Source organism: Brevibacterium sanguinis (genome assembly GCF_039528855.1).
In the GTDB taxonomy this organism is placed as follows: Bacteria; Actinomycetota; Actinomycetes; order Actinomycetales; family Brevibacteriaceae; genus Brevibacterium; species Brevibacterium sanguinis.
The window spans coordinates 413,924-433,840 of the sequence record NZ_BAAAMB010000010.1; the positions used below are offsets into that span (position 1 = coordinate 413,924).

General features: G+C 68.2%; 15 protein-coding genes and 1 rRNA gene. 11 read left to right on the forward strand and 5 right to left on the reverse strand.

From position 1 onward, the window contains the following. Positions 1-235 precede the first annotated feature (235 nt). From ABD154_RS13830 to purQ, 9 genes are all read left to right on the forward strand, one after another. The gene (locus ABD154_RS13830) at positions 236-1,732 is read left to right on the forward strand and encodes an aminobutyraldehyde dehydrogenase (RefSeq protein ID WP_198500515.1); all 1,497 of its coding nucleotides are present in this window, start codon (positions 236-238) and stop codon (positions 1,730-1,732) included. Positions 1,733-1,855: 123 nt separating this feature from the next. After that, positions 1,856-3,457, forward strand: a complete 1,602-nt coding sequence (locus ABD154_RS13835) for an amidohydrolase (RefSeq protein ID WP_198500514.1) — start codon at positions 1,856-1,858, stop codon at positions 3,455-3,457. 50 nt (positions 3,458-3,507) lie between these two features. Continuing rightward, positions 3,508-4,650 carry an ABC transporter ATP-binding protein gene (locus ABD154_RS13840; protein WP_198500513.1) on the forward strand — a complete coding sequence of 381 codons (1,143 nt, stop codon included), beginning with the start codon at positions 3,508-3,510 and terminating at the stop codon, positions 4,648-4,650. Next, a complete protein-coding gene (locus ABD154_RS13845; RefSeq protein ID WP_198500512.1) occupies positions 4,643-5,803 on the forward strand; it encodes a polyamine ABC transporter substrate-binding protein in 1,161 nt (386 codons plus the stop codon). Before ABD154_RS13840 ends, ABD154_RS13845 begins: the two co-directional genes overlap by 8 nt. Then, complete coding sequence (locus ABD154_RS13850; protein ID WP_198500511.1) at positions 5,800-6,705, forward strand: ABC transporter permease; 906 nt, start codon at positions 5,800-5,802, stop codon at positions 6,703-6,705. The genes ABD154_RS13845 and ABD154_RS13850 overlap by 4 nt, the downstream gene beginning before the upstream one ends. A gap of 2 nt (positions 6,706-6,707) precedes the next feature. Beyond that, positions 6,708-7,562, forward strand: coding sequence for an ABC transporter permease (locus ABD154_RS13855; protein WP_232623832.1), 855 nt, complete (start codon positions 6,708-6,710; stop codon positions 7,560-7,562). Between the two features lie 132 nt (positions 7,563-7,694). Beyond that, positions 7,695-9,107: an NAD(P)/FAD-dependent oxidoreductase gene (locus ABD154_RS13860; protein ID WP_198500509.1), complete on the forward strand. Its 1,413-nt coding sequence runs from the start codon at positions 7,695-7,697 to the stop codon at positions 9,105-9,107. Between the two features lie 91 nt (positions 9,108-9,198). After that, positions 9,199-9,453 (forward strand): phosphoribosylformylglycinamidine synthase subunit PurS, encoded by a 255-nt coding sequence (purS, locus tag ABD154_RS13865; RefSeq protein WP_137826828.1) that lies wholly within the window; start codon positions 9,199-9,201, stop codon positions 9,451-9,453. Beyond that, entirely contained in the window at positions 9,453-10,184 is a 732-nt protein-coding gene (purQ, locus tag ABD154_RS13870) for a phosphoribosylformylglycinamidine synthase subunit PurQ (RefSeq protein WP_198500508.1), read from the forward strand. Before purS ends, purQ begins: the two co-directional genes overlap by 1 nt. A 108-nt stretch (positions 10,185-10,292) precedes the next feature. Here the strand turns inward: purQ and ABD154_RS13875 are convergent, their stop codons facing one another. The 3 genes from ABD154_RS13875 to ABD154_RS13885 form a co-directional block, all read right to left on the reverse strand. Next, positions 10,293-11,819 carry a hypothetical protein gene (locus tag ABD154_RS13875; protein WP_198500507.1) on the reverse strand — a complete coding sequence of 509 codons (1,527 nt, stop codon included), beginning with the start codon at positions 11,817-11,819 and terminating at the stop codon, positions 10,293-10,295. 513 nt (positions 11,820-12,332) lie between these two features. Next, positions 12,333-14,615 carry an ABC transporter ATP-binding protein gene (locus ABD154_RS13880; protein WP_232623831.1) on the reverse strand — a complete coding sequence of 761 codons (2,283 nt, stop codon included), beginning with the start codon at positions 14,613-14,615 and terminating at the stop codon, positions 12,333-12,335. A gap of 1 nt (position 14,616) precedes the next feature. Further along, entirely contained in the window at positions 14,617-16,350 is a 1,734-nt protein-coding gene (locus ABD154_RS13885) for an ABC transporter ATP-binding protein (protein WP_198500506.1), read from the reverse strand. A gap of 203 nt (positions 16,351-16,553) precedes the next feature. Here ABD154_RS13885 and ABD154_RS13890 point away from each other — a divergent pair, with 203 nt between their 5' ends. After that, entirely contained in the window at positions 16,554-17,765 is a 1,212-nt protein-coding gene (locus tag ABD154_RS13890; RefSeq protein ID WP_198500505.1) for a DUF6882 domain-containing protein, read from the forward strand. Positions 17,766-17,859: 94 nt separating this feature from the next. On the opposite strand, the gene ABD154_RS13895 is transcribed toward ABD154_RS13890, so the two are convergent. Then, positions 17,860-18,921 (reverse strand): DoxX family protein, encoded by a 1,062-nt coding sequence (locus ABD154_RS13895; RefSeq protein WP_232623830.1) that lies wholly within the window; start codon positions 18,919-18,921, stop codon positions 17,860-17,862. A gap of 160 nt (positions 18,922-19,081) precedes the next feature. On the opposite strand from ABD154_RS13895, the gene ABD154_RS13900 reads away from it, so the two are divergent. Next, positions 19,082-19,546 carry a GNAT family N-acetyltransferase gene (locus ABD154_RS13900; protein ID WP_198500504.1) on the forward strand — a complete coding sequence of 155 codons (465 nt, stop codon included), beginning with the start codon at positions 19,082-19,084 and terminating at the stop codon, positions 19,544-19,546. Positions 19,547-19,620: 74 nt separating this feature from the next. On the opposite strand, the gene rrf is transcribed toward ABD154_RS13900, so the two are convergent. Continuing rightward, positions 19,621-19,740 (reverse strand): 5S ribosomal RNA (gene rrf, locus ABD154_RS13905). Between the last annotated feature and the right edge of the window lie 177 nt (positions 19,741-19,917).

A 19,917-nucleotide genomic window follows, 5' to 3' on the forward strand; every position in this document is an offset into this window, starting at 1 on the left:
GTTGAGAGCGGCCCCGTCGGCCCGCGCGGCGCCGGAGCTGCGCCGCATCCCACGATGCCACTGGTTTCGCAGGTGTTCCACGCGGACCGTCACTGTTCACAGCGGGCCCCTTGTCTCGAACAACGGATCTAGTAGACCTCACCATCGAAATCCGTTACAGTGATCGGCAACAGTGATCCGTGCCACACGTTCCGTCGGCACCGGGTCGACACGCACAAGGCGGGAATCGATATGCATGCACTACTGGAACGGCGAACACCACGAGGGACGCGGAGCTCCGTTCACCCTCACCAACCCCGCCACCGGTGAGGCGACCGGCGAGTACGCACTCGCCGACGCCGCCGATGTCCGCGACGCCGTCGCCGCGGCGAAGGCCGCCTATCCCGGCTTCAAGGCACTGACCCCCGGCGAGCGCGCCGACCTCCTGCTGCGCCTCGCCGACGAACTCGAGAAGCGCAGCGACGAGCTCGCCGCGCTCGAATCGCAGCAGACCGGCAAGTCGATCCGACTCGCCACCGAATTCGACGTCCCCGGCTCGATCGACAACGCCCGCTTCTTCGCCGGGGCCGCCCGGGCGCTGACCGGGCTGTCAGCGGGCACGTACTGGGAGCAGTCGACGTCGATGATCCGCCGCGAACCTCTCGGCGTCATCGGCTCGATCGCCCCGTGGAACTACCCGCTGCAGATGGCGGCATGGAAGATCCTGCCCGCCGTGGCGGCGGGCAACACGATCGTGCTCAAGACCTCGGAGATGACGCCGGGCACCTCGCTCATCCTCGCCGAGGCGGCCACCGCAGCGGGCTTCCCGCCCGGGGTCATCAACGTCATCGCCGGCGACGGCAAGGAGGCCGGCGAAACCCTCGTCACCCACCCCGACGTCGTCATGACCTCCTTCACCGGGTCCACACCGGTCGGCAGGCGGATCATGGAGCTCGCCGCCGCCAAGGGCAGCCGCGTCCACCTCGAGCTCGGCGGCAAGGCCCCGCTCGTCGTCTTCGCCGATGCCGACATCGAAGCCGCCGCCCGCGGCGCCGTCGCCGGCTCGCTCATCAACTCCGGGCAGGACTGCACCGCCGCGACCCGGGCGATCGTCGCCGCCGAGCACTTCGAGGCGTTCACCGACCGGGTCGCCGAGCTCATGGACGGCGTCCGCCTCGGCGATCCCGCCGTTCCGGCCACGGACATGGGCTCGCTCATCTCACTTACCCACCGCGACCGGGTCGCTGCCATGGTCGCCCGCGCCGGAGACACCGGGGCGACGATCCGCACCGGCGGAGAGATCCCGACGACGAACCACCTCGGCGAGGAACTGCCGGGCACCCCGGAGACGACCGCGTACTACGCTCCGACGCTCATCACCGGCATCGACACCGACGCCGAGGTGTGGCGTGACGAGATCTTCGGACCCGTGCTCGTCGCGGTCCCCTTCGACACCGACGACGAGGCGATCGCGCTGGCCAACGACACCCCGTACGGGCTCGCGGCGAGCGCGTGGACGCGGTCGACGAACCGCACCCTGCGGGCGGCCGCGGACATCGAGGCCGGCTGCGTGTGGATCAACGAGCACATCCCCATCGTCTCCGACATGCCCCACGGCGGGTACAAGGCCTCGGGGTTCGGCAAGGACATGAGCCAGTACTCGTTCGACGAGTACACGCAGATCAAACACGTCTTCATCGACCAGCATGAGGACCCGCATCACGCGTGGCAGGACACGATCTTCACGACGTGATGGACACCCGGGCCCCGGCAGCCGATCCTGCCCGCCCGGATCACCAGCACCCCCTCATACCCCACCACCTCGCGCCGCCATGGGCGTGCGCGGATCACAGCGACAGAGCAGTCGGGAGGACACATGGACGTTGACATCCTCGATGTCACGATCTTCGACGGGCACGACATCGTGCCCGGGAATCGGGTGAGCATCCGCAGCGGAACGATCAGCGAGATCGGCACCGGACCGGCCGACAGTCCCACGGCGGAGACGATCGACGGGGCCGGAGGCCTGCTCACCCCCGGGTTCGTCGACGCCCACGTCCACACGTCCGGCGGCGGCCTCGAATCGCTGACGTGCGATCTCAGCGACGCCGTCGGCGTCGACGCGGTGCGGGCGCGGATCGCCGCACACCTGGAGACGACGGAGGGCTGGCTCACCGGCGGCGGCTGGTCGATGGCCGACTTCCCCGGCGGGGCGCCCCGCGCGGACCTCCTCGACGAGCTCAGCCCCTTCCGTCCGATCATGCTCGTCAGCGCCGACCACCACTCGGCGTGGGTGAACTCGGCGGCGATGGCGCTCGCCGGACTCGACGCGGACACGCCGACCCCGGCCGGCGGGGTCATCGAGAAGGACGAAGACGGCACACCCACCGGCTGCCTCCACGAATCGGCGATGGACATCGTCGGCGCCCACCTGCCCGTCCCCTCCGACGCCGAGATGCGCGCGGGGCTGCTCGCCGGGCAGGCGGAGCTGCTCGCGCTCGGCATCACCGGCTGGATGGACGCGATCATCGGCGACTACTCGGGGCACCGCGACGCCTTCGACACGTACGTGCGCGCCGTCGACGCCGGCGAACTCGACGCCGAGGTCGTCGGCAGCCTGTGGTGGCCCCGCGACGTCACCGACGTCGACGCCCAGGTCGCGAAGTTCGTCGAGCGCAAGCGCACCGCCGGGGCGTTCCGGACGCATTCGGTGAAGTTCATGCTCGACGGCATCGTCGAATCCCGGACCGCGGCGATGAGCGCGGAGTACACGTGCGCGTGCGGCGGCTTCGGGACGTCGTACTTCACCCGTGACCACCTCCACGCGGCGTTCGCCGCCCTCGACGCCGCCGGATTCGACATCCACTGCCATGCGATCGGCGACGCCGCGGTGACCGCGGCCCTCGACGCGTTCGCCGCCGTCGCCGACTCGGACGCCGGGCTCCGACCCGACGCCCGGCACCACATCGCCCACGTCCAGGTCGTCGACCCCGCCGACGTGCCGCGCTTCGCCGAGCTCGGGATCACCGCGAACCTCCAGGCCCTGTGGGCGTGCCGGGATCAGCAGATGATCGACCTCAACATCCCGTGCCTCGGTGAGGAGCGGGCGGCGTGGCAGTACCCGTTCCGGTCCTTCGCCGAGGCGGGCACCCACCTCGCGATGGGATCAGACTGGCCGGTCTCCACCCCGGATCCGTGGCAGGCCGTCCACGTCGCCGTCAACCGCTCCCACCCGGAGGAGGCCGACCCCGCACCGCTCGGACCCGACCAGGCCATCGACGTGCTCACCGCCCTGCGGGCCTACACCGCAGGCTCCGCGCACCTGCTGCGCGCCGAGCACAACGGCCGCATCCGCCTCGGCGAGCCCGCGAATCTCGCGCTCGCGAGCGCGGACCCGTTCGCCCTCGACCCCGCCGACCTCCACACCATCACCAACCGGCTGACCGTCTCCGGCGGCCGGATCGTCCACCGGGCGTGACCCAGCACCCTCTGCGAAACCCTCTGCGAAACCCTCTGCGAAAGGCAGCCATGACCACAGAAGAACGATCCGGGGATCTCGAGATCCGCGGAGTGAAGAAGGACTTCGGCGGCGTGACCGCGATCGAGAAGCTCGATCTCACGGTCCGCGAAGGCGAGTTCCTCTCCCTCCTTGGGCCCTCGGGCTGCGGGAAGACGACGCTGCTGCGGATGATCGCCGGCTTCGAGTACCCGACTGCTGGCCAGATCCTCCTCGGCGGCACCGACCTCGTCGGCCGTCCGCCCCACAAGCGGCCGGTCAACACGGTGTTCCAGTCGTACCTGCTCTTCCCGCACATGAACATCGCCGACAACATCGCCTACGGGCTCAAGCAGTCGAAGACCCCGAAGGCCGAGATCGCCGACCGGGTCCGCGAGGTCCTCTCGCTGGTGCGCATGGAGGAGTTCGCCGGGCGCAAGCCCGAACAGCTCTCCGGCGGCCAGCAGCAGCGCATCGCCCTGGCCCGGGCGCTCGTCAACCGGCCCAAGGTGCTCCTCCTCGACGAGCCGATGTCCGCCCTCGACCGGAAGCTGCGCGAGGAGATGCAGCTCGAGCTCAAGCGCCTCCACGCGGGACTCGGCACGACCTTCGTCTTCGTCACCCACGACCAGGAGGAAGCGCTGGCGATGAGCGACCGGATCGTCGTCATGTACGACGGCGTCGTCCAGCAGGTGGGCTCCGGGGAGGAGATCTACGCGGCCCCGAACAACGGCTTCGTCGCCGGGTTCATCGGCAAGCAGAACTTCGTTCCCGTCACCGTCGCCGAGGTGGGGCCCGGTCATGCGGATCTGCGCAGTGAGAACGCGGTCCTGCGCACCTCGGCGCTGGCCCAGCGGCCCGCGACGGCGGGCACCGCGACCGCTGAGACGACGGCTCCCCTGACGACGGGGATGACCGTGCGCGCGGCGATCCGGCCCGAGCGGCTGCGCGTCTCCGCGGTCGACCCGAGCGCGGGGACCCGGCCGAACACGGCCGTCGCGACCGTCATCTCGACGTCCTACCTCGGCGATGTCGTCCAGTACATGGTCAAGGCCGGGTCGAACGACGAACTCCTCGCCCGGGTGCCGGCGTCGGGGGCGACGATCTTCGACCACGGCGACGAGGTGGCCCTGTCGTGGGACGAGGATGCCGTGGCGGTGTTCGCCGATGAGTGAGCAGCAGCCCGTCTCCGTCCTCGCCCCACCGGCCGCCGCCCGACGCATCACCCGCCGGGCAGCGCTCGCGGGCATCGGCGTCATCGGCCTCGGGGCGCTCTCCGCCTGCGGCAGCTCCACGGGCATGGCCGCCTCCCCGGCCACCGACGGCGAGCTCGAGGACAAGCTCAACCTCTACACGTGGGGCGACTACGACTCCCCCGACCTGCTCTCGAGATTCCGCGACGACTTCGACGTCCTCCTCCAGGTCGACTCGTACGGGTCGAACGAGGAGCTCATCGCGAAGCTCTCCTCAAGCCGCGGGACCTCCGGCTACGACGTCGTCGTCCCCACCGGTTCGCAGCTCTCCCGGTTCACCAGCCACGACCTCCTCCAACCGCTCGACCTCTCCCTCATCCCGAACTTCCAGACGATGGACCCGAACTTCATCCACCAGGACGTCGACCCGAACAACGAGTTCACGATCTGCAAGGCGTGGGGCACGACCGGGTACGCGTACCGCACCGACGTCATCACCCGGGAGATGACGTCGTGGCAGGACTTCATCGACGCCGCTCAGAACGAGGCCTCGGGCAAGACCTCGCTCCTCGACGATGCGCTCGAGGTCTCCTCGATCGGTCTGACGAGCCTGGGCTACAGCATCAACACGACGAACGAACAGGAGATCGCCGAGGCGCGCGCGATCATCGTCGACCAGGTCGCCCCGCATGTGCGGGCGTACTTCGGCAGCGCCTCGACGGGCATCATCCAGGGCAGCTTCACGCTCATGCACTCCTACAACGGCGACGCCCGGCAGGGCTTCGGCGAGGTCGAGGATCCCGAGAACTGGAAGTTCGTCTTCCCGACTCCCTCGGCGAACCTCTGGATGGACACGTGGGCGATCGCGACGGGGGCACCGCATCCCGACGCCGCACATGCGTTCATCAACTTCATGATCGATCCCGCCAATTCGCTCGAGCAGATCGAGTACATCGGCTACCCGATCGGCGTGCAGGGCTCCGAGGAGAAGGCGAAGGAAGCCGGTGTCGAAGGCCTCGACATGATCTTCCCGCCGCAGGAGGTCCTCGACCGGCTCGAGGCCGGGGTCTTCAACGACAAGATCCAGCTGCTCGTCGACACACTCACCGAGGCCAAGAGGAGGTCGGGAGCATGATCCCGCTGCGCAACAGAATCTTCGGGGCGGCGGCCCTGTCGTTCCCGACCTGGGCCTACGTCGTCTTCTTCTTCGTCATCCCGGTGGCGATGGTGATCTTCTTCAGCTTCGGGTACAAACCCGACATCTACACCGCGGTCGCGCTCGATGAGCTCAGCTTCGATCGCTTCCCCGAGGCGCTCACCCCGGCGTTCATCTCGACGTTCCTCGCCACCCTGCGGATCTCCCTGCTCGGGACGTTCCTCTGCCTCATCATCGCCCTGCCCTTCGCCTACTGGATCGCGGTGAAGATCGCCCCGGCCCACCGCGGGCTCGCTCTCGCCCTCGTCATGGTCCCGTTCTGGACGAACTTCCTCGTGCGCACCCTGGGCTGGCAGATCATCCTCTCCCCCAACGGGTTCGTCTCCGAGGGACTGATGAGCCTCGGCCTCACCGAGGATCGGCTCGACATCCTCTACACCCATGCCGCGGTGCAGATCGGCGTCGTCTACAACTACCTGCCGCTGATGATCCTGCCCCTCTTCGTCGCGATCGACCGGTCGGGCCAGAAGCTGCGGGAAGCCAGCTACGACCTCGGCGCGGGCAAGGTGAAGACGTTCCTCCGGGTCACCCTGCCGATGGCGATGCCGGGCGTGATCTCCGGCTGCCTGCTCGTCTTCATCCCGCTCAACGGCGACTACGTCACTGCGACGGTCCTCGGCGGGGCGAGCGGATCGATGGTCGGGCAGCTCATCGCCGAGCAGTTCAACGCCGCTCAGGACTGGGCGCTCGGGGCGGCCATGGCGGTCATCCTCATCATCTCCACGCTCATCGTCGTCGGCGTCGGCTTCGCGATCCTCAAGGTCGGGCAGCTCATCGCGGCGCGCACGAACAGCGTTCCGCTGACCAACGGGAAGGCATGACCATGGCGTTCACAGCACATCGACCGCTCACCGACCGGCTGCTCACGATCTGGGGCGTCCTCGTCTTCATCTACCTCTTCCTGCCGATCATCGTCATCGTCGCGTACTCGTTCAACAACGGCACGGTGCTCGCGAACTTCGACGAGTTCGGCTTCCGCGCCTACACCTCGGGCCTGAGCAACGACACGATCGTCAACTCGGTGATCACGAGCCTCCAGGCGGCCGTCGGCTCGTCGCTCGTCGCGACGTTCTTCGGCACCCTCGGCGGGGTCGCCCTGGCCCGGGCGAAGAGCGGCGTGTGGTGGGCCGTCGGCCTCACCGTCGTCCTCGGCATCACGCTCTTCACCCCGGAGATCGTCGACGGCATCGCATTCCTGCCGTGGTTCGTCACCCTCGGCGTCGACTGGGGCCTCACCCCGTTCAACTCCGGCATGGTCCGCCTCATCATCTCCCATGCGATGTTCTCGATGGCCGTCGTCACGTTCATCGTGCGGGCGCGGTTGGCGGGGATGAACCGGCAGCTCGAGGAGGCCTCGGCGGATCTCGGGGCGACCTCGTGGGCGACGTTCCGCTCGGTCACCCTGCCGATCGCGGCCCCCGGCATCTTCGCCGGCGCCCTCATGGCGTTCACGCTCAGCCTCGACAACACGATCCTCTCGAGCTTCGTGCAGCTGCCGGGCTCGACGCCGTGGCCGGTCTACATCTTCTCCGCCGTCAAGGTGGCCCTGCGCCCCGAGGTGGCGGCGATCTCGACGCTGATGTTCGTCCTCACGCTCATCGCCCTGGCGATCTGCGCGCTCGCGCTGCGCCGGTCCGGCGGCAGTTCGACGGAGATCATCAAGACCATGGCAGGATGAGCGCCGAGGCGGTGCGAATCCCCACCAGCGACCATGAGTTCCAGCACCACCAGTACCAGCACCACCAGTGCCGTTCGGCGGACCGACCGCCGGCAGGCAGAAGCGATGCCGCAAGGCAGAAAGCGAAGTGACATGGACGTCAAAGCCGCATTGGCCGACGCCTCCACCGTACCGTTCTGGCTCGACACCGACGCCCGGCCGCAGCCGCTGCCGCCGCTGGCGGCCGACCTCGAGGCCGATCTCGTCGTCGTCGGCGGCGGGTTCACCGGGCTGTGGACGGCCCTCCAGGCGAAGGAGCGCGACCCCGACCGGCACGTCGTCCTCCTCGAGGCGAACACCGTCGGCTGGGCGGCCTCGGGCCGCAACGGCGGGTTCTGCGCAGCCAGCCTCACCCACGGCTACGACAACGGCGAGTCGCACCTGCCGGCGGAGAACGAGCGCCTGGCAGCCCTCGGCCGGGAGAACCTCGACGCGATCGAGGCCGCCGTCGTCCGCTACGGCATGGACTGCGAGTTCGAACGCACCGGCGAACTCGACGTCGCGACCGAGGACTACCAGGTCCCCGGTCTGCGGGAGGCCCACGACCCCGATGCCGGGTTCGTCTTCCTCACCCAGGAGGAGCTCGCGACGATCGTGAAGTCCCCGACGTACAAGGGCGCGCTGTGGGACTCGCGGGAGGTCGCGATGCTCAACCCGGCGAAGCTGTGCTGGGAGCTGCTGCGCGTCATCCGGGACCTCGGTGTCGAGGTCTACGAGGGCACGAAGGTCACCGACGTCAGCGACCGGAAGCAGACGGTCGCGGTGACCACCGAACCGGTCTCCGGTGCCGCCACGGCGGCCGGAACGGCGACGATCACGGCGCAGCGAGTGGCACTGGCGACGAACGTCTTCCCCTCCCTCCTCAAGCGGGCGAGCCTCCACACCGTGCCCGTCTACGACTATGCGCTGATGACGGAACCGCTCAGCGACGACCAGATGGCGGCGATCGGCTGGGAGGGCCGGCAGGGCATCGGCGACTGCGCGAACCGCTTCCACTACTACCGGCTCACGGCCGACAACCGCATCCTCTTCGGCGGCTGGGACGCCGTCTACCACTACGGGCGGCAGGTGTCGTGGAAGTACGACCAGAACCGGGAGACCTTCGAAACCCTCGCCCAGCACTTCTTCGAGACGTTCCCGCAGCTCGCGGACGTGAGGTTCACCCACAAGTGGGGTGGGGCCATCGACACGTGCTCCCGGTTCTTCGCGTTCTTCGTCACCGCCTACGACCGGAAGGTCGCGATGGCGGCCGGGTTCACCGGCCTCGGCGTCGGCGCCTCCCGGTTCGCCGGCACCGTCATGCTCGACCTGCTCTCCGGTGAGGAGACCGAGCTGACGCAGCTGGAGATGGTGCGCAGGCGGCCGCTGCCGTTCCCGCCCGAACCGGTGGCGTGGCTCGGCATCAGGATGACGACGAACGCTCTCATCAAGGCCGATGAGAACCAGGGCAGGCGCGGCCCGCTGCTCAAGGTCCTCGACGCCGTCGGCATGGGCTTCGACTCCTGAGCCGCCGGGCCGGGCTCCTCTGCGCGCTTGATAGACTCTTCCCGAGCGCGGGAGGAGCTCCCGCGCCCCGTTGTGAAGGAGTCAAACACGCATGGCACGTGTCGTCGTTGAAGTGATGCCCAAGCCCGAGATCCTCGACCCGCAGGGCAAGGCGATCTCCGGTGGTCTCGCTCGACTGGGGTTCCCCGGTTTCGGTGAGGTCAGGCAGGGCAAGCGCTTCGAACTCGAGGTCGAGGGAGAAGCCACCGACGAGGTGCTCGCCCAGGCGCGCGAAGCCGCCGAGACTCTCCTGTCGAACCCCGTCATCGAGAACGTCGTCGCCGTCCGCGTCGCCGAGGACGCCTGATGACGGCCACCGCCGCGACCGACTCGGCAACCGCCTCGGCGTCCGGTCCGAGGATCGGCGTCGTCACGTTCCCCGGCACCCTCGACGACCGGGACGCGGCGCGCGCGGTCACCCTCGCGGGCGCCTCGGCGGTCAATCTCTGGCACGCCGACTCGACGCTCTCCGGCGTCGATGCGGTCATCCTGCCCGGCGGGTTCTCCTACGGGGACTACCTGCGGGCCGGAGCGATCGCCCGCTTCGCCCCGATCATGGACGCCGTCGTCGCGGCCGCGAACGCCGGCATGCCGGTGCTCGGCATCTGCAACGGCTTCCAGGTCCTCTGCGAGTCCCATCTTCTGCCCGGGGCGCTCATCCGCAACGAGGAGCAGCACTTCGTCTGCCGCGACCAGGATCTCCTCGTCGAGAACGCGGACACCGCGTGGACCGGCGACTACGAGCAGGGACAGACGATCACGATCCCGCTGAAGAACGGCGAGGGCGGCTACGTCGCCACCGACGAGGTGCTCGACGAGCTCGAGGCGACCGGTCGCGTCGTCTTCCGCTACCAGGGCCTCAACCCCAACGGCTCGCTGCGTGACATCGCCGGCATCACGAACGAGGCGGGCAACGTCGTCGGACTCATGCCCCACCCCGAGCATGCCGTCGAGGCCGGCTACGGCCCCGCGGGCACCGGCGTCGACGGGCAGGGGTTCTTCTCGTCCGCCGTGCGCACTCTGCTCGCGTCCCGCTGAGACCAAACACGCGAATCGGTCCCGGTTCCCCGACTCAACCTCGGGGACCGGGACCGATCTCGTTTCGCCGTCCGGCCGGGACGAATCACCGACCTGACGGGAGTTCTGTCATCCTTTCATCTGTCCGCGGCGGCGGGCGAAGAGGACCGCTCCCGCTCCTGCGAGGATGAGGATGGCGCCGGCGCCGAGGCCGGTGAGTTCTGCACCGGTGCGGGGCATCGACCCGTTGTTGCCGCCGCCGGAACCGCCCCCGCCGTTGCCGCCGCCGCCACCGCCACCGGAGCCGGTGACCGTGAACCCGCTGTTCATGACGTAGTCGCCGCAGGTGGCTTGGACGGTGTACTTGCCGACGTACGCCGCGGGATCGTTCTCCAGACCGTAGGTCTGCACCGCGGCGACATCTCCGCCGTCGGCCGGGGCCGTCCGGTCGTAGAGGAGGACGTCGCTGCTGTTCCAGACCTGGAAGCGGACCTCATCGGCGACCAGGCAATCGACGACCGCCATCGTCACGCCCTTGTCGCGGTTGACGAAGTCGGCGCCGGAGATCGTCTCAGGCCAGACCGAGAGGGTGGGCTCAAGAGTCTCATCGCCGTCCGCGGTGACGGTGAACGTGCCCTCCTGGAACATGTCACCGCAATCGGCCGTGACGAGGTATCGCCCGATGAATGCGACCGGGTCGGTATCGCCGACCTCGGGCACCCAGGTCACCACGGCGGCGGTGTCCTCACCGGCTTCCTGGCTCGCTTCGAAGACCACGGTATCCGGGTCATAGGCGGTGGTGATCATGATGTTGACGTCGGAATCCATCCGGCAGCCGGACATCATCACGGTCACACCGCTGGTGAGGAAGTCGGAGACCTGCTGCGAACCCGGGGTGATGTCGAGAGTCGTGCCCGATGGCGGCGGCTCGGTCTCGTCACCGACGACGGTGGCGCTGGCCGAATACGTCTCGTTCTGGTCGCCCCGCTGAACGCTGACGGTCACCGTGACGGTGTCGCCGGGCTCGTAGGCGCCCTCGGTGTAGTACACACCGGTGAATGAACCGTCGGAGTCCACGGTTGCATGGGTGCCGTCGCCGTCGCCCCATCCGATGTCATCTCCTGCGAGGACACCGTCGACGAAGAATCGAATGCCTTTGTCGGGGTCGCTGAGGTCCGACACCGTGACCTCATCGGACTCGAGGTACATGGTGGCGTCGATCGGCTCATCTGTGGGGGATTCGGTCGGGGTCTCGGTGGGGGTGCCTTCGACGTCCGCTTCGGCGGGAGTCGAGGGATCGGTGGAGCCATCGGTCGCGGCTTCGTCCGTCGCGCCGGACGAGTCATCGCTGCCGGTGGAGTCGTCGCTGCCCGAGGTGTCGGCAGTGCTCATGTCACCGCCGGAGCTGTCGTCGGTTCCCTGCGACGTGGAGTCATCGGCGCCGGTGTCCGTGCCGGTGTCCGTGCCGGTGTCGGTGCCCGTGTCCGTGGTGTCGCCGGGCGGGGTTCCGCCGTCGGCGGTGCCGTCGGGATCCGGCATGGCCATGAGGGTTGTCTGCCCCGCTGCTCCGTCCGCTGCCACGGAGGCGGCGGCCGGCAGGGAGCCCATGGTGGCGACGGCGAGTGCCACCGTCGTCGCGAGGATGAGGCGTTTCATGATCGTCCTTCCAGCGGGGCCTGGAGCTGCCACGGTGCTCGTGGCTGCTTGTCGAGGACACTACGTCTGTGCGCCCCGTCCGGGGACTTATGAACATTGAGTTCATGACGATTCTGTGATGCAGGTCACGGCGTCCTGTTATCGTTCCGTCACTGTTCGGATGATCGGCGCGCACGGCGGGGTCTGTCGCGGGGCCGGACGCTGCTCTCACGCCGGCAACCCGGTGGCCCAGGTGGCACCGGATTCTCCGCTCGATCCGCAGGCCGTCAGGCAGGCGGTGTCGACCGATCCGAGGACTTCGCACAGGCCGCCATGCCGACATCACGATTCGGCAGACCCTGCCGTCGGAGCCTGAAAATCGTTACCACCGGAACCTGTTGACATGCGCGCCGCAGAGTGGGTGTGCGCACCCACGGGACGAGGCCGGCCGCTCCGCTGGTCGGGGACGGCGAAGGCCCCCGAGTGTCCCTCGGGGGCCTTCTGCGGAGGACGGCCTGTCCTGCCTCGGTTCGGTCAGTCCGTTCCCCTCCCGCCGAGCGGCGGCTGAGCCTCCGAGCGCCCGCCCGGGTCGGTCGACGCGTCGTTCCGCACGCCGGACTCGTCCCTGACCTCGCCTGATTCCCGCGGACCAGCGGCAGGCTCCGTCGCCCCAGCGGCAGGCTCCGTCGACCCCGTGGAAGCCTCCTCGGCCACTGCGGCGTCGCCGGCGTCCTCGGCCAGCGCCGCGGCATCGGCGGCGAGCCCGGGTTCGGTCTCCGCCTCGGCGAGGACCTCAGCGGTGAAGTGCTCCTCGGCGTCCTCACCTCGGAACTGCGACATGTAGAGGCGGTAGTACGCGCCCTCGGCGGCGAGGAGCTCCTCGTGGTTGCCGTGCTCGACGATCGCACCGTTCTCCATGACGAGGATGGTGTCGGCATCGCGGATCGTCGAGAGTCGGTGCGCGATGACGAACGACGTCCGGTCGGTGCGCAGGGCCGCCATCGCCTGCTGCACGAGCAGCTCGGTGCGGGTGTCCACCGACGAGGTCGCCTCGTCGAGGATGAGCAGCGAGGGATCGGCGAGGAACGCCCGGGCGATCGTGATGAGCTGGCGCTCACCGGCAGAGACGCTGCCACCGTCGGCGTCGATGACGGTGTCGTAGCCGTCGGGCAGCTGCCGGACGAAGCGGTCGACCATCGTCGCCTTCGCGGCGTCGATGACCTCCTCGTCGGTGGCGTCGAGTCGTCCGTACCGGATGTTGTCGCGGATCGAGCCCTCGAACAGCCACGCATCCTGGAGCACCATGCCCACGTGCGACCGGAGGTCGGCACGGGTGAGATCGCGGATGTCGACCCCGTCGAGGTAGATCGTCCCGCCGGTGAGCTCGTAGAAGCGCATGACGAGGTTGACCAGCGTCGTCTTGCCGGCGCCCGTGGGACCGACGATCGCGACCGTGTGGCCGGGATCAGCCGTGAAGGAGACGTCCTCGATGAGCGGGGTGTCCTCGGTGTAGCGGAAGCTGACATGCGAGAAGTCGACCCGCCCGGGAGTCCGCGGAGGCAGCGCGGCCGTCGCCTCGTCGGGCTCCTCCTCGTCGGCGTCGAGGAGCTCGAACGTGCGCTCGGCCGAGGCGACACCGGACTGGAGCATGTTCGCCACTCCGGCCATCTCCGAGATCGGCTGCGAGAACTCCCGCGAGTACTGGATGAACGCGGTCGCATCGCCGAGCGTCATCTGCCCCGAGGCGACCCGCAGGCCGCCGGCGACGGCGATGAGGACGTAGCTGAGGTACGACACGAACTGCATCGAGGGCATGATCATCCCGGAGACGAACTGGGCCCCCGACGATGCGGCGTAGAGCTCTTCGTTGCGGCGGTCGAACTCGTCGAGCATGACCTTGTCGCGGCCGAAGGCCCGCACGACGTCGAGCCCCGAGAACGACTCCTCGACGTGGCCGTTGACCTCACCGGTGTACTTCCACTGCGCCTTGAACTTCTTCTGCGCCTGGGAGCCGATGACGCCGGCGATTATCGCCGACAGCGGCAGGGCGATGAGGGCGAGCAGCGCGAGCTGCCACGAGACGATGAACATCATCACGCCGATGCCGACGATCGTCAGCGCCGATTGGACGAGTTGGGAGAACGCCTGCTGGAGGGCCTGCTGGATGTTGTCGACGTCGTTCGTCACCCGCGACATGACATCCCCGCGCTGCCGCGTGTCGAAGTACCGCAGCGGGAGCCGGTTGATCTTGCGCTCGATGTCCTCACGGAGGCGGTAGACGACGCGCATGACGAGGGCGTTGAGGATGTAGCCCTGCGCCCACATGAGCATCGAGGCGACGAGGTACATGAGGAGGACGACGATGATGATCTGCCCGAGTGCCGTGAAGTCGATGCCCTGACCGGGGACGACTCCGGCAGTCGCGAGCATGTCGGCGTAGTCGTCGCGGCCTTCGGCACGGGCGCCGGCGATGATGTCCTCGATGTTCGCGCCCGCCGGCAGCTGGGAGCCGATGACTCCGGAGTAGACGACGTCCATCGCCTTGCCGAGCACCTTCGGGGCGATGACGGTGAGGACGACCGAGCCGATGACGAGGAGGACGACCTTGACGAGTCCCGCCTTCTCGTCGGCCATGAGTCCGAAGAGGCGCTTGACCGAGGGCCAGAAGTGCTTGGCCTTCCGCGGCGGGGTGCCGCCGAACATGTCTCCGTCGGCTTCGGAGGGGATGAAGTCCTCGGCGAGTTCGGCCTCGGCGGTGGCAGCGGTCGTGCCGGACGTCTCTGCGGTCGTCGTGTCGACGGGATCCTTCTTCGCCATGTCAGTTCACTCCTTCCGCGGTCAGCTGGGATTCGACGATCTCCTGATAGGTCGGGTTCGTCTCGAGCAGTTCGTCGTGGGTGCCGCGGCCGACGATCTTCCCGTCGTCGAGGACGAGGATCTGATCGGCCTCGCGGATCGTCGACACGCGCTGGGCGACGACGATGACCGTCGCCTCCCCCGTCGTCTCGGCCAGGGCCTCGCGCAGTCGGGCGTCGGTGGCGACGTCGAGCGCGGAGAACGAATCGTCGAAGACGTAGACGAGCGGTTTCGCGGCAAGCGCGCGGGCGATGCAGAGGCGCTGCCGCTGGCCGCCGGAGAAGTTCGTGCCGCCCTGGGAGACGCTCTCGTCGAGCCCGCCCGGCTTCTCGGCGACGAAGTCCGCGGCCTGCGCGGTCTCCAGCGCCTCCCACAGCTGCGCGTCGTCGGCGTGCTCGCTGCCGAAGCGCAGGTTCGAGGCGATCGTGCCGGAGAACAGGTAGGGCTTCTGCGGCACGAGGCCGACGACCTCGGCGAGCTGGTGACGGTTGAAGGCGCTGACCGGTGTTCCGTCGATGAGCACCTGACCCGACTGCGGGTCGATGAGGCGCGGGATGAGTCCCACGATCGTCGACTTGCCGGAACCCGTCGATCCGATGATCGCCGTCGTCGTGCCCGGTCGTGCCGTGAACGAGAGGTCCTCGAGGACGGGGACCTCGGCTCCGGGATAGCCGAAGGTGACATTCCGGAACTCCAGCTCGCCTCGGCGCGGGAGTTCGTCGACGCCGTCGGGGACGACCATCGACGAGGTGGTCTCGAGGACTTCGCAGATGCGCTCGGCGCAGACGACGGCGCGCGGGATCATCATCATCATGAACACGCCCATCATCACGGCGACGAGGATCTGGAGGAGGTACTGGAGGAACGCGGTGAGCGAGCCGACCTCCATCTGACCCGCATCGACGCGGTGGCCGCCGAACCAGAGCACGGCGGCGGTGGCGATGTGGAGGATCATCATGATCGCGGGGAACATGAGGACGAAGAGGTTGCCGACCTTGACGGAGGTCTCGGTCAGGGCGCGGTTCGCGTCGGCGTACCGGTCGGCTTCGAAGGGCTCGCGGACGAAGGCGCGGATGACGCGGATGCCGGTGATCTGCTCACGGAGGACGCCGTTGATGTCGTCGACCTGATCCTGCATGCGGCGGAAGAGCGGCATGAGGAGGACGACGAGGATGCCGACGACGATGAAGAGCGTCGGCACGGAGACCCAGACGAGCCAGGACAGTCCCGCATCCTCGCGCAGGGCCATGATGATGCCGCCGATGCACATGATCGGTGTCGAGACCATGAAGTTGAGCGTCATGAGCACGAGCATCTGCACCTGCTGCACGTCATTGGTGTTGCGGGTGATGAGGGTCGCGCTGCCGAACTTCCCCACCTCGAGGGTCGAGAGGCTGTCGACATGGCTGTAGATCGCGCGGCGGATGTCGCGGCCCACGCCCATCGCGGTGCGGGCACCGAAGAAGATCGCGGTGACCGCGGTGATGACCTGGACGAAGCAGACGATGAGCATCGTCATGCCCGTCGACCAGATGAAGTCGGTGTTGCCGGCGGCGACGCCTTCGTCGATGATCCGGGCGTTGAGGCTGGGCAGGTAGAGAGCGGCGATCGTCGAGGCCAGCTGGAGGATGACGACGAAGACGATGAAGAGCCAATAGGATTTCGCGTATTTCAGGGTGAGGCGCAGAAGTGCCACAGTGTCCGTCCTGGATGTGAGAAGCCGACATGACGGCGTCATGAGTTGGAAGAGCGCAACGAACCATCCTACATCGATCGTCCTCCTTCGCAAGAGCGTGCCATGGTACTGTTCTCGAATCCAGTGGACCACGCGGCACTGACACGGACGCCGGTTCCGCGTGCCTCCTCGCATCTTCGACACGTCCCCGTAGGCTGGAAATCATGAGCACAACACTGCAGGATCTCGTCAATCGCGCCGTCTTCCTCTCCACGGAGATGCAGACGCACTTCGGCAGCGTCATCGCCGGCGCCGCCTGGGAGGTGGACTTCTCCGCAGACCCCACTCTGACCTTCGACGTCGAGGGCGGGGAGCCGCTGCGCACCCGCCCCCACCTCGTCGGCTCCGAATCGAGTTCGCAGGGCACGTGGCTGTGGGGCTGGGAGAACATCAACGGGTTCCCCGAGGCGGTCGTCGGCCTCGCCCACGAGGTGCGGAAGTTCGGTGCCGCGGAGGGCATCAGCGATCTCGTCACGCCGGAGATCGACCTCGACGACGAGCTCGCCCTGCGGCTCACGCTCGCGGCGAAGGAGGCGACGGGCAAGTGGGCGCACTATCCGGCCGCCGCCGGTGCCGGCACGACCGTGTGGGTGCTCGTCGACTCCCCCGCCCTCGCCCTGCCCGCACCCACCGTCAAGGCGTCCGTGAGGGCGCTCATGCAGGGGCTGACGCAGACGACGGTCGACGATCATCGGGCCGCGCTCGCGGCGTACGCCGACCGGCGCGGGATTCCGACCGCCGAGCTGCCCGACGGCGGTGTCCGCATGCTCTTCGCCGACGGCAGCGCCGATCTCAGCTTCGATGAGCAGAGCCGCATCTCCAACTGCGAAGTCCATGCCCCGCTCGAGGGCGAGGCGGCCGACCAGTTCTCCCGGATCACCGGCATCACCGTCACCGAGGCGGCGCCGCAGGAACCGTCGACCGCCGCCGGCACCCCTGCGGCTGGGTCCCCTGCAGCTGAGTCCCCGGACCGTGCAGCTGCCGCGGGCGCGGACCGCTCCCCTGCGGCAGCCGCTTCGGCAGGGACCGCGGCAGCGGCGTCGGCAGGGACCGCGGCGGACGAGCGAACCTCGGAGACGACGGGGGCCGGCGCTCCGTCGGAGTCCACGACGCAGGGCGACGGCGAGGATGCCGCCGGCCGTCGCACCGAGCCCGCGGAGCCGCGGCAGCCGTCCGCCGGCGAGACCTCCACCGAGACGGCAGCTCCCGCAGCCGAGACCGCGCCGCCGGCTGATCGCACCGAGGCAGAGGCACCGACCGAGACTCCCGCCGCTCAGCGGGACGAGCACGCCGCTGAGCGGGCCGCTGACGAGTCCACGACGGACGAGCCCAAGGGGAAGAAGAAGGGACTGTTCTCGCGGCTCTTCGGCCGCTGAGCATCGTCCACTGCCGACACTGAGGCGCCGCACCGGGTGGTGCGGCGCCTCAGTCGCTCCTGTCGTGCGCGCACAGCATCGCGGAGCCGGTCAATCACCGGTTGATCGGCTCGCTCGGCTCCCAGCTGAACTCGCGGTCGAAGAGGTAGCGCCGTTCGGGGTCGCTGACGAGGGTGACGTCGAGTCCGTCGCCGGTCAGCCGCACCTGCCCCGAGGAGTCGATCGCGTAGTCGAGTGAGGTCTCGAGCACCGGATCGCGGACGAGTCCCTGATCACCGTCGAGCTTCGGGAAGAGGGTGACGTCGAGCCGCCCGCTGTCGTCGGCCCCGGGGTCGGCGGCGCTCACCGTGTACCTGCCGTCCTGGAAGCTCCCGTCGGCGTAGCGGATGCTCAGACGCGCTCGGCCGTCGAACGCATTCTGCCCGAAAGCGACCTGGCTGATTTCGGCACCCTCAAGGGTGCGGCTGCCGCTGTCCGTCGCCCGGTAGACCCCGGCGACTGCGGGCACGGGGTCGGGCTGACCCCAGTTCGCGCGGAGCCCGAAGGCCACTCCCGACCCGATGATGAGGAGCAGCGCGAGAGCGGGTGACGTCCATTTCGTGACGGCGACGACGATCCGGTGGGACGAGATGCGACCGTGGACGGGCCGGCCGGTGGGCAGCCCGAGCAGGAAGCGGCCGAGGCGGATGAGGTTCGGAGCCAGCAGCACGATCCCGGCCACGGCCATGAGGCCCGACAGCTGCTTGACCGGGACGTCGAAGGTGAGGTTGAGCAGGAAGACGACGGACATGTCGACAGCGGCGAGGAGCGCGCCGAGCCACACGGTGCGCCGGAAGAGGAGGAGGACCGCCGCGAGCACCTCGGCAAGGCCGGCGAGCACCTGGACCGTGGGAGAGAACGCCATGAATCGCCAGAGCACGCCCATCGGGCTCATCTCACCGTATTGGACGAGAGCATCGGAGAAGTCCGCATAGCCCATCTGGACGAGGTAAACCTTCGACCATCCGTAGATGAGCAGGTACCCGGCGAGCCAGATGCGCAGCACCCAGTGGGCTGCCCAGAGTGCGCTGCGGAGGATCGACCGTGCCCGTGACGGCCGTGCCGCCGCATCGTCGGCATCCGGCTGGACCTGAGTGGGTGCTGTGTCGTTGCGCATGGCTTCAGGCTATGCGCGCCGAGGCGGTCCGCTCCATCCGGAATCCACACCGACCGAGGGCGGGAAAACCCCACCCTGACCCGGGCACAGAGGAAGGGTGCGGCCTGGATGGAGTTCTGCGCGGATTGACCGCGGGACAGCGGCACCGTTGAATGAAGCCATGATCACGATCGCTCCGGCCGACTTCTCCGATCCGGCCCTCCTCGATTTCCTCCAGCAGCACCTCGCCGATATGTCCCCGACGGCGCCGGAGGAATCACGGCATGCCCTCGACGCGAGTGGACTGCAGAGCCCCGGTGTGCGACTGTGGGCGGCACACGATGAGCCCTTCCTCGTCGGCACGATCGCCCTCGCCGAGCTTGAGCCCGGGCATGAGGAGATCAAGAGCATGCGGACCTCTCCGGTGCATCGCGGGAAAGGGGTCGCGTCCCGTCTGCTCGAGCATGCGCTCGGTGACGCGCGCTCACGCGGGGTCGAACGGGTGTCCCTCGAGACGGGGAGCATGGAGTTCTTCGCGCCGGCCCGGGCCCTGTACCGCAAGGCCGGATTCGTCGAGACCGAGCCCTTCGGGAGCTACCGTGCGGATTCGCACAGTGTCTTCATGACACTGTCGCTGACGACATGACGATAGGGGCAGAGACAGTCGTGAATGCAAAAAGTGGGGGCACCCCCCATAAGGAGTGCCCCCACCAAAAAGAATTGCGGCAGTCACTTACTCTCCCACAACCACCAAGTTGCAGTACCATCAGCATGACATGGGCTTAGCTACCGGGATCGGAACGGTTAACCGGGCGTTTCCCCACCACTATCACCACCGCAAAACCAACAAACCACCCACACACTTACCCGTGTGTGGTAATGGTCCAAGAACCGCACAGCGAACGCGAACACCACACAGCGTGGTCTCATCAAAAACCCGTTAATGTTACTTCCGCACACACCAACCCGATAAAAGGTTGTGTGAGTGATCGGCGTATTAGTACCAGTCAACTCCAC

Coding starts and splice junctions, on each gene's coding strand:
- ABD154_RS13880 (WP_232623831.1), bottom strand. CDS start 14,615: ATGGCGAAGAAGGATCCCGTCGACACGACGACCGCAGAGACGTCCGGC.
- ABD154_RS13835 (WP_198500514.1), top strand. CDS start 1,856: ATGGACGTTGACATCCTCGATGTCACGATCTTCGACGGGCACGACATC.
- purQ (WP_198500508.1), top strand. CDS start 9,453: ATGACGGCCACCGCCGCGACCGACTCGGCAACCGCCTCGGCGTCCGGT.
- ABD154_RS13860 (WP_198500509.1), top strand. CDS start 7,695: ATGGACGTCAAAGCCGCATTGGCCGACGCCTCCACCGTACCGTTCTGG.
- ABD154_RS13850 (WP_198500511.1), top strand. CDS start 5,800: ATGATCCCGCTGCGCAACAGAATCTTCGGGGCGGCGGCCCTGTCGTTC.
- purS (WP_137826828.1), top strand. CDS start 9,199: ATGGCACGTGTCGTCGTTGAAGTGATGCCCAAGCCCGAGATCCTCGAC.
- ABD154_RS13900 (WP_198500504.1), top strand. CDS start 19,082: ATGATCACGATCGCTCCGGCCGACTTCTCCGATCCGGCCCTCCTCGAT.
- ABD154_RS13855 (WP_232623832.1), top strand. CDS start 6,708: ATGGCGTTCACAGCACATCGACCGCTCACCGACCGGCTGCTCACGATC.
- ABD154_RS13875 (WP_198500507.1), bottom strand. CDS start 11,819: ATGAAACGCCTCATCCTCGCGACGACGGTGGCACTCGCCGTCGCCACC.
- ABD154_RS13890 (WP_198500505.1), top strand. CDS start 16,554: ATGAGCACAACACTGCAGGATCTCGTCAATCGCGCCGTCTTCCTCTCC.
- ABD154_RS13845 (WP_198500512.1), top strand. CDS start 4,643: ATGAGTGAGCAGCAGCCCGTCTCCGTCCTCGCCCCACCGGCCGCCGCC.
- ABD154_RS13895 (WP_232623830.1), bottom strand. CDS start 18,921: ATGCGCAACGACACAGCACCCACTCAGGTCCAGCCGGATGCCGACGAT.
- ABD154_RS13830 (WP_198500515.1), top strand. CDS start 236: ATGCACTACTGGAACGGCGAACACCACGAGGGACGCGGAGCTCCGTTC.
- ABD154_RS13840 (WP_198500513.1), top strand. CDS start 3,508: ATGACCACAGAAGAACGATCCGGGGATCTCGAGATCCGCGGAGTGAAG.